The organism is Rhizobium sp. AN6A (assembly GCF_900215635.1).
GTDB lineage: Bacteria > Pseudomonadota > Alphaproteobacteria > Rhizobiales > Rhizobiaceae > Agrobacterium > Agrobacterium tumefaciens.
On the sequence record NZ_OCNC01000003.1, the window covers coordinates 1,328,997 to 1,341,732 of the forward strand.

Annotated in this window: 11 protein-coding genes; 4 read left to right on the top strand and 7 right to left on the bottom strand. The window is 60.3% G+C overall.

What is annotated here, in order from left to right; translation table 11 throughout:
- The first annotated feature begins 80 nt into the window (after positions 1 to 80).
- From CRO62_RS10060 to CRO62_RS10070, 3 genes are read left to right on the top strand one after another with little or no spacing between them, the layout of a single operon-like run.
- Positions 81 to 431: a DUF3088 domain-containing protein gene (locus CRO62_RS10060; RefSeq protein WP_097100047.1), complete on the top strand. Its 351-nt coding sequence runs from the start codon at positions 81 to 83 to the stop codon at positions 429 to 431.
- Between the two features lie 39 nt (positions 432 to 470).
- Positions 471 to 2,066: an ABC transporter substrate-binding protein gene (locus CRO62_RS10065; RefSeq protein WP_097100048.1), complete on the top strand. Its 1,596-nt coding sequence runs from the start codon at positions 471 to 473 to the stop codon at positions 2,064 to 2,066.
- A gap of 54 nt (positions 2,067 to 2,120) precedes the next feature.
- Positions 2,121 to 3,473, top strand: coding sequence for an LLM class flavin-dependent oxidoreductase (locus CRO62_RS10070; RefSeq protein ID WP_097100049.1), 1,353 nt, complete (start codon positions 2,121 to 2,123; stop codon positions 3,471 to 3,473).
- Positions 3,474 to 3,489: 16 nt separating this feature from the next.
- Here CRO62_RS10070 and CRO62_RS10075 read toward each other — a convergent pair whose 3' ends face one another.
- The 7 genes from CRO62_RS10075 to CRO62_RS10105 form a co-directional block, all read right to left on the bottom strand.
- On the bottom strand, positions 3,490 to 4,461 hold the full coding sequence (locus tag CRO62_RS10075) for a LysR substrate-binding domain-containing protein (RefSeq protein ID WP_097100050.1): 972 nt from the start codon (positions 4,459 to 4,461) through the stop codon (positions 3,490 to 3,492).
- Between the two features lie 19 nt (positions 4,462 to 4,480).
- Positions 4,481 to 5,719, bottom strand: a complete 1,239-nt coding sequence (locus CRO62_RS10080; RefSeq protein WP_097100051.1) for an acyl-CoA dehydrogenase family protein — start codon at positions 5,717 to 5,719, stop codon at positions 4,481 to 4,483.
- A 69-nt stretch (positions 5,720 to 5,788) separates the two neighbouring features.
- Complete coding sequence (locus tag CRO62_RS10085) at positions 5,789 to 6,844, bottom strand: aldo/keto reductase (RefSeq protein WP_003511118.1); 1,056 nt, start codon at positions 6,842 to 6,844, stop codon at positions 5,789 to 5,791.
- Positions 6,845 to 6,862: 18 nt separating this feature from the next.
- Positions 6,863 to 7,798, bottom strand: coding sequence for an ABC transporter ATP-binding protein (locus tag CRO62_RS10090; protein WP_097100052.1), 936 nt, complete (start codon positions 7,796 to 7,798; stop codon positions 6,863 to 6,865).
- Entirely contained in the window at positions 7,776 to 8,774 is a 999-nt protein-coding gene (locus tag CRO62_RS10095; RefSeq protein ID WP_097100053.1) for an ABC transporter ATP-binding protein, read from the bottom strand. The genes CRO62_RS10090 and CRO62_RS10095 overlap by 23 nt, the downstream gene beginning before the upstream one ends.
- Complete coding sequence (locus CRO62_RS10100) at positions 8,771 to 9,766, bottom strand: ABC transporter permease (protein ID WP_097100054.1); 996 nt, start codon at positions 9,764 to 9,766, stop codon at positions 8,771 to 8,773. Before CRO62_RS10100 ends, CRO62_RS10095 begins: the two co-directional genes overlap by 4 nt.
- Positions 9,763 to 10,752 (bottom strand): ABC transporter permease, encoded by a 990-nt coding sequence (locus tag CRO62_RS10105; protein ID WP_065687801.1) that lies wholly within the window; start codon positions 10,750 to 10,752, stop codon positions 9,763 to 9,765. Before CRO62_RS10105 ends, CRO62_RS10100 begins: the two co-directional genes overlap by 4 nt.
- A gap of 269 nt (positions 10,753 to 11,021) precedes the next feature.
- On the opposite strand from CRO62_RS10105, the gene CRO62_RS10110 reads away from it, so the two are divergent.
- Positions 11,022 to 12,629 (top strand): ABC transporter substrate-binding protein, encoded by a 1,608-nt coding sequence (locus tag CRO62_RS10110; RefSeq protein WP_097100055.1) that lies wholly within the window; start codon positions 11,022 to 11,024, stop codon positions 12,627 to 12,629.
- The last annotated feature ends 107 nt before the right edge of the window (positions 12,630 to 12,736 follow it).

The window sequence follows — 12,736 nt, forward strand, 5'->3', positions numbered from 1 at the left end:
TTCTTCGTTTTGCTGGAAGAATAGCTTTCTGGACCTCTGATTTCTCTGCCTGCACTGTGTCCATGAAATCTCACCCGCACATGATGGATGCCATGGCCAAGGATACGCTTTTTTTGATTGCCCCCGGTTTTGAAGACCCCAAGCACCCCGGTGTCCGGTTCGTCTGCCCGCATTGTAACCAGATCGAAGGCCTGCTTGCCGCCTTTCCGGACCTTGCCGCCGGGATCGATATCCACCGGGTCGGTTTTCAGCGTCCGCGCGAAGCGGTCATCGCCGTCGTGGGTGAGGAAAACCAGTCGTTGCCGCTGTTCGTCTTTACCGGCGACGCACCAGCCGATGCGACCACCAAAGGCGACACGCACTTCATTCAGGACACGAAACGCATTTTGCAAATCCTCGCCGAGCGTCACGGGTTCCCGCAACTGCACTGAGATGCCCCACCCAGCACATCGGATTTTTCGGAGACAGACATGACCTTTTCCAGACGCCAGTTTCATAAAATTGCACTCGCTGCCGGCGCTTTCGTGGCGCTTCCAGGTGGTTCTTTCGCTGCTGCTGAAGAGCCGGTTTCGGGCGGTACGCTCAAGATCGTCTATTTTCCCGAGCCGACGCAGCTCGTGGCGATCAATACCAGTGCGGGCGGTCCGCAGTTCATCGGCTCGAAGATTTATGACGGGCTTTTGACGTACGATTACGAACTTTCGCCCAAGCCGAGCCTTGCCAAAGAATGGAGCGTTTCCGCCGACGGGCTGGAATATGTCTTTCATCTGCAGCCGAATGCGAAGTTCCATGACGGCAAGCCGGTGACATCGGCAGATGTGGAGTTCTCGATCCTGCGGCTGAAGGAAGCCCATCCGCGCGGCCGGGCGACTTTCTCGCATGTTGAAAGCGTCGATACTTCCGATCCACTGGTCGCAAAGGTGAAGCTTTCCAAGCCGGCGCCGGGATTGATAACCGCGCTCGCCTCATCTGAATCGCCTGTTGTGCCAAAGCACATCTTCGAGACCTTCAAGCCGACTGATAATCCAAAACCCGCCCAGATCATCGGCAGCGGCCCCTTCGTGCTGAAGGAATGGGTGCCGGGCAGCCATATTCTTCTGGACAAGAATGCCGACTACTGGGACGCGTCAGGCCCCTATCTCGACCGCGTCATCATTCGCCTCATCAACGATGCGGGCGCTCGCGCGGCGGCGCTGGAAACCGGAGAGGGCGACATTGGCCCGAACCCGGTGGCGCTTGCCGATCTGGAACGACTGAAATCCATCCCGACGCTGAAGGTGGATGACCGCATCTACGCCTATGCTGGCCAGCAGAACCAGCTCGTCATCAACCTTGAGAACGAATATCTCAAGGAATTGAAGGTGAGGCAGGCCATCGCTCACGCGATCGACATTCCGGCGTTGATCGATTCCGTGCTTTACGGTTACGCCGTGCCATCGCCCACGCCGATCAGCCCCGGCCTTGCGAAGTTCCACAATCCGGATATCGGTTTTGCCAAATTCGACGTCGCGCTGGCGGAAAAGCTGCTGGATGAGGCGGGCTTTCCGCGCAAGAATGGCGGCAAGCGCTTCAAGCTCAGGGTCACCACCAACCCGTTCAACCCGCAGACCTATTCGGATTTCATAGCGCAGGCGCTTTCCAAGATCGGCATCGAGGCGGATATCCAGAAATTCGATTTCGGCACCTATGTGAAGGTCGTTTATACCGATCGCGCCTGGGATCTTTCAGTCGAATCCCTCTCCAATACCTTCGATCCGACGGCCGGCGTGCAGCGTGTCTACTGGAGCAAGAACTTCAAGATCGGCCTGCCGTTCTCAAATGCCAGCCACTACGCCAATCCGGAAGTGGACCGGCTGCTGGAAGCGGCCGCGGTGGAGCCGGATATCGAAAAGCGCGCAGCCTTCTTCAAGGAGTTTCAGGCCGTCGTCGCCAAGGATCTTCCCGTCATCAATCTCGTTTCGCCAATCCAGCCGGTCGTCGGCAGCGTCCGCATCAAGGATTACGCGACAGGGGCGGAGGGTCTCAGCGGCAATCTCGCCAAAGCGTGGGTGACGAAGGAGGCGTAAGCGCCTCCTCACCTCTCGTTTAAAGCCGCGTCAAAGTGAAAAGGGTTCATCGCCATGAGCAGAAAATCCGAGAAGCTGGTCCTCAATGCGTTCATCTATCCGGGTGGGCACCATGAAGCAGCCTGGCGCCACCCCGAGTCGGAGCCACTGCGCGTCACCGATATAAGGCTCTACCAGGATATCGCCCGCAAGGCCGAGGCGGCAAAGCTGGATGCCATTTTCTTTGCCGATGCGCCGGTGCTGGACGCCAATATCCGCTATGCCGCCCGGCACCGGCTGGAACCTATCACCATGCTGGCGGCCTTGGCGGCAGTCACCGAAAAGATCGGCTTCATTGCGACGGCCTCCACCACCTATTACGAGCCTTACAATCTTGCCCGGCTGTTCGCCTCAGTCGATCATATCAGCGGCGGCCGGGTGGGCTGGAACATCGTGACGACCTCCGCCGATGCGGCGGCCGGAAACTTCAATCTCCAGCAGCATCCGCCGCATGCCGAGCGTTACCGGCAGGCGACTGAGTTCGTCGATGTGGTGACGAAGCTCTGGGACAGCTGGGAAGACGATGCCATCGTCGCCGACAAGGAGAGCGGTCTTTTCGCCGATACTGACCGCATCCATCCCGCCAGTCACGAGGGCGAGTTCTACCGGGTACGGGGCGCGCTTAACCTGCCACGCTCTCCGCAGGGCAGGCCGGTCTATGTGCAGGCCGGCTCTTCGGAGGACGGCCGTGGCTTTGCTGCCCGGTATGCCGAGGCAATCTTTACCGCGCATCAAACTCTGGAGAGTGCGCGGTCTTTTTATTCCGACATCAAGAGGCGCGTGGCGGCCACGGGGCGCAATCCCGCCCATGTGAAAATCCTGCCGGGGATCAGCCCCTTCATCGCCTCCACCGAAGAGGAGGCGCGAAAGCTCGAGGCGAGTTTCAACGATCTCATCCAGCCGGCCTTTTCGCTCGGGCAGTTGCAGCGCATTACAGGCATTGATCTCTCATCGGCCGATCTCGATCAGCCGTTGCCGAAGGAGGCGGTGGAAGCGACGCGCGCGCAGGCGGATAGCAGCCGGCATCAGCTGGTTCTCGATGTCATCGACCGGGAAAATCCGACGATCCGGCAATTGTTGCATCGGCTTGCCGGCGGGCGCGGCCACAAGGTGATTTCGGGAACGCCGGAACAGGTGGCAGACTGGATAGAGACCTGGTTCCGTGAAGGTGCTGCCGACGGCTTCAACATCATGCCGCCATGGCTAAATGGCGGGTTCGATATTTTCGTCGACGAGGTCGTGCCGATCCTCAAACAGCGCGGGCTGTTCCGCGAGGATTACGAGGGCGACACGCTGCGTGATCATTACGGCCTGCCCCGGCCGGAAAACATCCATACGACCAGGGAGTTGCAAAGGGAACGCGCCTGATGTGGGACGGGCGTGTTCAGGCGGCGGCTTCGAGAGAGCGTGTATCCTCGCGCAACAAGGCGAGTAGAGATGCGATTTCCGGCAGCCGCCGCCTGTCAGGACTGGTCAGCAGATGATACCGGCTGGCGGTCGGCTGAGGCACGCCGAAAGGTGCGATCAGGCGGCCGGTTCTAAGTTCTTCGGAAATCAGCGAGTGGCGCGCAAGACCGATGCCGTGGCTGGACAAGAGTGCCTCTATCAGCGCGGTCTGGCGCGAAAAGCGCGGTCCGGTTGCTGAAAGCCGAAGCGGAATGCGGCAGGCGCGAAGCCAGTTTGCCCATTCGAAGGCAGCATCCGCGCCGTTGCCGCGCAACATCGCAAAAGAGATATCCCGAAGCCGCTCGGGTTCACCACATAGCTGGTGGCGGGTGGCAAAATCCGGGGTGCAGACGGCACTGACGGTGTCGGCAAAAAGCGGTTCGTGAATGAAACCGGAGATTTGTCCGTGGGTTGCGACGATCGCGCAATCGGCATCGAAATGCGTGAGGTCGATGGTATCGCCCTCGAGAGATTCAATCGAGATATCTACGTCTCCAAGGGCTGGAACGATGGTTCCCAACCGTGGTGCCAGCCATCGGGCCGCAAAACAGCCTTCCGCCACAACCTTCACCTGCCGCCGGCCGCCGGAGGCCATGAGATCGGAAAGGCTGCCGATCATGGTCTCGAAAGCGTCCGCAAGGCCGGGGTAAAGCGTGCTGCCGGCCTCGGTCAGCACCAGTTCGCCGCGCTGGCGGCTGAAGAGCGTTTGCCCGAGATGGGTTTCGAGAATGCGCACCTGCTGGCCGATTGCGGCAGTCGAGACATGCAGTTCCTCCGCGGCCCGCGAGAAGCTGGCGTGACGCGCGGCCACGACAAATGCGCGCAGGGCCGTCAGCGGCGGCAGCCGGGAAAGCGTCGGCAACCGAAAAGCCGCTCTTGCGACCGAAGGAGGGATAAATTCCGTTCTCATGGCCGTTTTCCCTTCATGGCTAGAATACCCGGCCTTCCCTGAGGTGCGTCGTGGTGCCGTTGAGATAGTAGTCGCCGATGACACGCGCCTTGTGGGCAAGCGGATTATGGTTGTAGACCGTGCGGATGTTGCGCCAGTGGCGGTCGAAATTCCGCTCGCTGGATGTCGCCGATCCGCCGCCGAGTTCGTAAAGGTTGGTGGCGACCGTCAGTGAAAGCTGCGATGCGATGATCTGGGTACGGGCGGTAGCGAGAGAACCTTCCAGCAAAGCCGCTTCTATCGCCTCTTCGTCGCCGCTGGAAAAGGCGGCGGCGGTCCTGTCGAGCGTTCTTGCCGCCTCGCGGATCAGCGTCTTGACGGCGAAGGCACCGGCGCTGATCTCGCCGAGCATCTTTTGCACAAAGGGGTCTTGATTAGCGGTTTCGGCGCTGCTGTGGAGCGTGGTGCGCGCCTGGCGCAGAACATAGTCAATGCCGTCGTTGAGTGCGCCCTGAACGGCACCGGCGGCAGAGGCAGCGAGATGCAACTGTCGCATGGCCGAGCTGTGGCGTCCGACCTGGCTGCCGAGCTTGCGGGTCGTCAGTTCATGCGGGAGCACCTCGACATTTTCAAGCAAAACGCCGCCGCTTGCCGTCATGCGCTGGCCCATGCTGTCCCAGTCGTCGAGAATGGTGATCCCGGGCCGATCAAGCGGAATGAGGACGCCGATCGGCTGTTCGTCGTCGCCGACAGCGCTGAAGGTGCCGAAATCTGCGAAGGCGGTGCCGGTCGCATACCATTTGCGGCCGTTCAGACGATAACGGTCGCCATCGGCGCTGAGGCGCGTGGTGATTTCGCCGGGCCGTTTGGTGCCCTGTTCCGTACTGGCGCCCGCGAAGAGCTTGCCGGCGAGGACATTTTCGAGGTGCCGCCGATCCTCAAGCTCGATCGGTGTGAGAGCGAGGTTTTCGGTGAAATTGAAATGGCTGCGGAGTGCGTGCGGAATATTGCTGTCGGCTTCCCCGAGGATCATCAGCACTTCTATATAGTCCGCAATCGACCCGCCCGGTCCGCCCTTGGCCTCGGGGATGCGTAGCGTGCCGATCTTGGCTTCTTTGATCAGGCCGAAGATTTCGAAGGGAAGTTCCCGCTGGCGCTCACGGCGGGCGGCATCCTTGGCGGCAACAGCCGCAATGTCCCTGGCGCGGGCCAGAATGTCGTCTCGGCTCGGTACGCCGGAATTGTCGGTGGTTGCGGTCTGTATTTTAGGATTGGACATTGCGGGTTTCCCTGAGCGGATGTGATGACCTGCGGCACGGTCGCGCCGCAGGCATTTTCTTCTGGACGATCAGGCGACCGCGCGCGGCTTGACGACCGGGCGGGGAGCAGGTTCGATATTGCGCGGCACGCGGCCTTCGACGGGATGGCTCGGATCGTTGAAGCCGGGTGTCGAGGGATGGCCTGTCGTCACAAGGCTGTCGACCAGCGCCTCGTCTTCCGCATCGATCTTCACATCGAGGGCGCGGACGTAACCGTCCCAATGGTCTTCAGTGCGCGGGCCGGTGATCGCGGCGGTGACGAACTTGTTGTTCAGCACCCAGGCGAGCGCAAAATCCGCTGCTGAAACACCCTTCGATGCGGCGTGCGCCGCAACCTTCTGGGCGATTTCGACCGACTCGGGGCGCCATTCCGTTTCCAGAACCCGCTTGTCGCCACGGCCGACGCGGGTATCTGCACCTGGTTGCTCACCCGGCTGATATTTGCCGGTCAGCACGCCACGTGCCAGCGGCGAATAGGAAACGACGCCCAGCCCGTAATTATGTGCCGCGGGCAGCTGCTCGGCTTCGGCCGTGCGGTTGACGATGTTGTAGAGCGGCTGGCTGGCGATAGGCCGGTCGATGCCGAGCTGATCGGCCAGATGCGAAATTTCGGCAATACGCCAGCCCCGGAAGTTCGAAACGCCGAAATAGCGCAGCTTGCCCGCACGGATCAGATCGGCAATGGCGCGCACCGGCTCTTCCAGCGGCGCGTCGAAGACGGCGCGGTGGAAATAGAGGATATCGATGTAGTCGGTGTTGAGACGGCGAAGCGAATTCTCGACGGTCTCGATCACCCACTTGCGTGAATGGCCGCCAAGGTTCGGACCCTTGGTGTGGGAATTGACGAATTTCGTTGCCAGAACCCAGTGATCGCGACTTGCCTTGATGCCGCGACCAACGACTTCTTCCGACTTGCCGTCGTGATAGACATCGGCAGTGTCGATGAAGTTGATGCCCTGCTCACGTGCCTTGTCGATGATGCGGAAGGCCACGTCATCCGGCGTCGGGCCTCCGAACATCATCGTGCCGAGGCTCAGCGGTGAAACTTTCAGCGCGCTGCGTCCGAGATAGCGATAGTCGACCATTATGGTTGCTCCTTCAGTTTATTGGGCATGGTGGCAAGCCACGGCGTGGTTCTTGCCGAAAAGGGTGTAATCCGGCGCTTTTTCGCGACAGAGGTCTGTGGCGAGCGGGCAGCGGGTGTGAAACCGGCAGCCGGATGGCGGGTTGTGCGGGCTCGGCAGATCGCCGGAAATGGGCGCTGCCTGCTTGCGGCGCGCGGGATCGGGAACGGCTGCGAGAAGCGCACGGGTATAGGGGTGTTTCGGCGAGGCCCAGAGCTCCGCGGTCGGCGCGCTTTCCACGATCTTGCCGAGATACATGACGAGAACGCGATCGGAAAAATAGCGCACGACCGAAAGGTCGTGGGACACGAAGAGATAGGACAGAGAAAGCCGTTTCTTCATCTCCACCAGAAGATTGAGGATCTGCGCCTGTATGGAAAGATCGAGCGCCGAAACAGGCTCGTCGCAGACGACCAGTTCCGGCTCGAGAACGAGCGCCCGGGCAATGCCGATGCGCTGGCGCTGGCCGCCGGAAAACTCGTGCGGATAGCGGTCGAGTGCATCAGGCGGCAGACCCACCTGCGCGACGATCGCCTCGACGATCTCACGCTGTTGCGCCCTGTCGCCGATGCCGTGCACCTTCAACGGCCCGGTAAGGATGGTTCGCACCGTCTGGCGCGGATTGAGCGACGCGAATGGGTCCTGAAAGATCATCTGGATGCGGCGGCGGATGCCGCGCAGCTGCGACGACGTCATCGCCGTGACATCGGCGCCCTTGAAGGTGATCCTGCCGGAAGTGGGTTCCACCAGCCGCATCAGCGACTTGCCGAGCGAGGATTTGCCGCAGCCTGATTCACCCACCAGCGCCACGGTCTCGCCCGCCTCGATGTCGAGCGACACATCGTCGACGGCGCGGACTGTTCCGCGTCCTCCCGAATAGTGGGTGGAAAGACTATGCACTGACAAGAGCGTCATCGGATACCTCTTGGGATGTGGGGGATACGAAGGGGCAGGCGGCGTAGCGGCCTTCCGAGATCAGCCTCAGCGGCGGTACGAACTGCCCGCAGAAACCGCGGGCGCTCGGACAGCGTGGCCGGAAGGCGCAGCCACGCTCGCCCGTGGCGGAAACGATTGAACCCGGAATTTCGATGAGTGGCCCGTCGCGATAATGCTGGCCGTCTTCGGCGCGCGGAGAGGCAGCCAGCAGGCCGCGCGTATAGGGGTGGTAAGGATTGGAGAAAACCGGTTCAGGCAATCCTTCTTCCACCTTGCGGCCGGCATACATGACCATCACCCGGTCGGCCCATTGCGCCACAATGCCAAGATCGTGGGTGATGAGGATGACGGCCATGTTGAGATCGCGGCGCAGATTGTCGAGCAGCTGCAGGATCTGCGCCTGTATCGTCACGTCGAGCGCGGTCGTCGCCTCGTCGGCGATCAGCAGTTTGGGATTGCAGGCAACGCCGATGGCGATCATGACGCGCTGGCGCATGCCGCCGGAAAGCTGGTGCGGATAATCGTCCACGCGGCGACGGGCGTCGGGAATATTGACGAGGTCCAGAAGCTCGATGGCGCGTTTGCGCGCCTGGTGCCTGTCGATCCTTTCATGGATGCGCAGCACCTCGACGATCTGTTCGCCCACCGTCAGGACCGGGTTCAGCGACGTCATCGGTTCCTGAAAGATCATGCCTATATCGCGGCCGCGAATGCCCCGCCATTGCCGCTCGGAAAGCGGCAGGAGATCGCGGCCTTCGAGCAGAACACGCCCGCCGGTTTTTGCATGCGACGGCAACAGGCCGATCAGGCCGAGCGCAGTCAGCGATTTTCCCGAGCCACTTTCGCCGACGATTGCCAGCATTTCGCCGGACTGCACATCGAAGCTGACGCCCTTGACCGGTTGGGTTGAGCCGAAGCTGACGGAGAGATCGTGGACTTCGATCAGTTTGCTCATCGGCGTTCCTCCGAAAAACGGGGGTTTAGCGCATCGTTGAGACCGTCGCTGATGAGGTTCAGCGAAATGACGGTGAAGACGATGGCGAGGCCGGGAAGGGCGGTCAGATACCAGGCGGTGCGGATGACATCGCGTCCCGACCCGATCATCGAACCCCAGGAAACTCGGTTGGGGTCGCCAAGTCCCATGAAGGAAAGGGCTGCTTCCATGAGGATCGCACCCGCCACCATGACGGAGGAGGTGACGATGATCGGCGGCAGGGCGTTGGGCAGGATTTCCTGAAACACGATACGCGCATGGCCATAACCGAGGCTTCGTGCGGCAAGCACATAGTCCTTCTCGCGGATGGCGCGGAATTCGGCGCGTGTCAGGCGCGCAACAAGTGGCCAGGTAATGATGCCGATTGCCGAGGTTACCGTGGTGACCGAAGGCTGGGCGATGGCGACGAGCACCACCAGCAGCACGAAGTTCGGCAATGTCTGGAAGATTTCGATGATCTTCACGAGAATATCGTCGATGACGCCGCCGAAATAACCGGCGAAAGCACCGATTGTGATGCCGATCGTCAGCCCGATCAGGGTGGCGACGACACCGACGGTGAGCGAGATGCGTGCGCCGTGCACGATGCCCGCCAGCACATCACGACCCATGGAATCGGTGCCGAGCGGATAGGCTGGATTCTGGCCGGGCCAGAGGAAGGGGCGGGCCACCATTTCCAGCGGATCGCCCGGATAGATCAGCGGGGCTGTGACAGCGGCGATGAGGACGGTGGCGAGAAACAGCAGCCCAACGATGGCGTTGGGATTGGTCAGGAAAATCTTCAGTTCCCGCCGCAGTCCGCGCCGCGGCACGGAGACGGAGCGGGCTGAAAGCGCGTCCGGCGCATGGATATAGGGCCAGACCTTTTCTTCAGGTTTTTTAGGTTTGGGATTGCTCTCTTCGGCACTGAGTTCGGCGGTGTCGAGAACTGCTGATATCTGGGGGGAATTCATCGGCTTTCTCCGATGCGGGGGTCGAGCCATGCCTGCAACAGGTCCACGGCCGCATTGACAATGATGACGACAAGGGAAGAGAGAAGCAGAATGCCGAGCAGCACGCTGAAATCGCGGGCCATGACGGCCTCGAAAGCAAGACGGCCAAGGCCTGGCCAGCTGAAGACGGTCTCCACCACGACCGCGCCGCCCAGCAGGCCACCAATATGCATGCCGGCCATGGTGGTGATCGGGATGAGCGCGTTGCGCAGAATATGGCGTGTGGTGAGCCGGAAAGGCGAAACGCCTTTTGCCCGTGCCGTGCGCACATAGTCCTGGGATTTGACTTCCAGCATCGCCGCGCGGGTGAGGCGGGCATAAATCGCCAGAAAATAAAGCGCCAGCGAAAGGGCGGGGAGAACGATATAGCGCAGCCTGTCCAGAAGGGCGTCGAGGCCGGTGAGGCTGCTGCCGATGGTGCTGTCGCCGCCAGACGGAAGCCAGCCGAGCTTGACCGAGAAGGTGAGGATAAGCATCAGGCCGATCCAGAAGCCCGGCACGGAATAAAAGATTAGGGACCCTATCGAAATGATCCGGTCCGGCAGCTTGCCGGAAAAGAGCGCCATGATGGAGCCGAGGAAAACGCCGACGAAAATCGCAATGCCAAGTGCTGCTCCCATTAGCGCCAGCGTGCCGGGCAACCGCTGGCCGATGAGATCGGCGACCGGCATGCCGTAGCGGGGTGAAAAGCCGAGGCTGAACTGGGCCAGATTGCCGAGATAGTTCATGAGCTGATGGACGACCGGCAGGTCGAGCCCGAAGCGTGAGCGAATTTCGGCCATGGTCTCGACGGTCGCCGAACCCGCTTCCGCGGCCAACACGTCAGCCGCATCACCAGGCGCCAGCTGCAGCAAGAAGAAGTTCAGGATGACGATACCGAGAACCGTCGGGACGGCCTGAATGGCCACGCGCCTTGCCTGCGATAAAATCCGTTTCGAATTCGACATCGGCTCCAGTCCATTCGCTTGAAAACATGAAATCGGCCCGTAAAGGTGTTGGTATTAGTTGACTAATTTTATGGAATTTGTCAAAGAGTAATAGAATTATTTTCTGAAATTTACGGAAAAATGCGCCATAAAGAAAAGATAATTCCTATTTATGAGAATGGTTGGTGCTTCATGCCAATCTCACTCTCATCTGCGGAACAAACTTCTTTCCAAGCGCGGCCGTTCAGTTTTGCCGGTTTTTTGCCGGTTCAATTAAGGAGAGGTATCGCATGACTGTTTTCAACCAGACGACGCGGCGCGGATTTCTGCTGGCGTCGGCGGCGCTTGGCGTGGTGTCGTTGCCGGGGCTGAAGCTCAACGCAGCAGAGCCGGCAAGCGGCGGAACGGCCACTTTGCTCATCTCATCGGAACCGCCGGTTCTGACGACGATCGCGCACACGGCCTATAATTCTGTCTATATATCGCCCAAAGTCACGGAAGGGCTGCTGACCTACGATTTCGACCTCAATCCTAAGCCGCTCCTGGCCAAATCATGGGATGTCAGCGGCGATGGCCTGCGTTACACCTTCAATCTGAGGCCCGGTGTGAAATGGCATGACGGCAAGTCCTTCACATCTGCCGATGTGGCGTTCTCCATCAACACCATCAAGGAAGTGCATCCGCGCGGGCGCAATACCTTCCTGAACCTCACCAGCGTCGAGACCCCGGATGATCTGACAGCCGTACTGGTTCTTTCCAAGCCTGCGCCGTATCTGATAACGGCGCTTGCCGCTGCTGAAACGCCTATCGTGCCCAAGCATCTTTATGAAGGCACGAAAGTTACCGAAAATCCCATCAATCTCGCGCCTGTTGGCACCGGGCCGTTCAAGTTCAAGGAGTGGGTGCGCGGCAGCCACATCGTTTTTGAGCGCAATGCCGATTACTGGGATGCGCCGCGCCCCTATCTCGACAAGCTTATCGTCCGCTTCATTCCAGATGCGTCGGCCCGTGCCATCGCAATCGAAACCGGTGAGATCGATCTCGCTCCGAGCACCCCGGTCGCCTATAGCGATCTCGATCGCCTGAAGGAGCTACCGAGCCTCGGCTTCGAGACGAACGGATATCAATATTCGAATTCGATCAGCCGCGTTGAGTTCAACCTCGAAAAGGATGTGTTCAAGGACGTCCGCGTCCGCCGTGCCTTCGCGCATGTGATCGACCGCAAAGTCATTTTCAACACGGTCAATTATGGCTACGGCGCGACAATCACCGGCCCGATCAATCCGAAGCTGACGAAATGGTTTGTCGAGGATCTGAAGACCTATCCGATCGATCTGAAGGCGGCCGAAGCGCTGCTGGACGAGGCGGGATACAAGCGCGGCGCGGACGGCATCCGTTTCAAGCTTAATCTGGACTATGTGCCGAGCACCGAGGCCTATCCGCGCGGCGCGGACTACATTCGCCAGGCACTGGCAAAGGTCGGCGTGGATGTGACGGTGCGGACGCAGGATTTCGCCACCTACACGAAGCGCATCTACACGGATCGCGATTTCGACTTTGCCTATGAGGGCATGAGCAATCTCTTCGACCCGACAGTCGGTGTGCAGCGGCTCTACTGGTCCAAGAACTTCAAGAAGGGCGTGCCCTTCTCCAATGGCGCTGCCTATAGCAATCCCAAGGTGGATGCGCTGCTGGAAGCTGCCGCTGTCGAGATCGATCCGGACAAGCGCGTCGCGCAATGGAAGGAAATACAGCAGATCCTCGTCGATGACGTTCCTGCCATCGACATCGTTGCGGCACCTGAAATCACCATCTTCAACAAGCGCATTGCCGATCACACTATAGGTGCCGAAGGCGTCGCGGGCAGCCTCGCCTTCGCGCATATCGCCGCATCCTGATCGTCTCGCCAGACCCTGCCCGCCTTTTGCGGCGGGCAGGGATATCCCCCTTTCGTCGACGGGCACCGCAGCATCGCTTTCTGGTGTCATCGTTTTCATCGAGGCCA

Excerpts from the sequence above, each read along its gene's own strand:
- CRO62_RS10095 (WP_097100053.1), bottom strand. The coding sequence starts at position 8,774 with ATGAGCAAACTGATCGAAGTCCACGATCTCTCCGTCAGCTTCGGCTCA.
- CRO62_RS10100 (WP_097100054.1), bottom strand. The coding sequence starts at position 9,766 with ATGAATTCCCCCCAGATATCAGCAGTTCTCGACACCGCCGAACTCAGT.
- CRO62_RS10060 (WP_097100047.1), top strand. The coding sequence starts at position 81 with ATGATGGATGCCATGGCCAAGGATACGCTTTTTTTGATTGCCCCCGGT.
- CRO62_RS10080 (WP_097100051.1), bottom strand. The coding sequence starts at position 5,719 with ATGTCCAATCCTAAAATACAGACCGCAACCACCGACAATTCCGGCGTA.
- CRO62_RS10105 (WP_065687801.1), bottom strand. The coding sequence starts at position 10,752 with ATGTCGAATTCGAAACGGATTTTATCGCAGGCAAGGCGCGTGGCCATT.
- CRO62_RS10065 (WP_097100048.1), top strand. The coding sequence starts at position 471 with ATGACCTTTTCCAGACGCCAGTTTCATAAAATTGCACTCGCTGCCGGC.
- CRO62_RS10070 (WP_097100049.1), top strand. The coding sequence starts at position 2,121 with ATGAGCAGAAAATCCGAGAAGCTGGTCCTCAATGCGTTCATCTATCCG.
- CRO62_RS10075 (WP_097100050.1), bottom strand. The coding sequence starts at position 4,461 with ATGAGAACGGAATTTATCCCTCCTTCGGTCGCAAGAGCGGCTTTTCGG.
- CRO62_RS10110 (WP_097100055.1), top strand. The coding sequence starts at position 11,022 with ATGACTGTTTTCAACCAGACGACGCGGCGCGGATTTCTGCTGGCGTCG.
- CRO62_RS10085 (WP_003511118.1), bottom strand. The coding sequence starts at position 6,844 with ATGGTCGACTATCGCTATCTCGGACGCAGCGCGCTGAAAGTTTCACCG.
- CRO62_RS10090 (WP_097100052.1), bottom strand. The coding sequence starts at position 7,798 with ATGACGCTCTTGTCAGTGCATAGTCTTTCCACCCACTATTCGGGAGGA.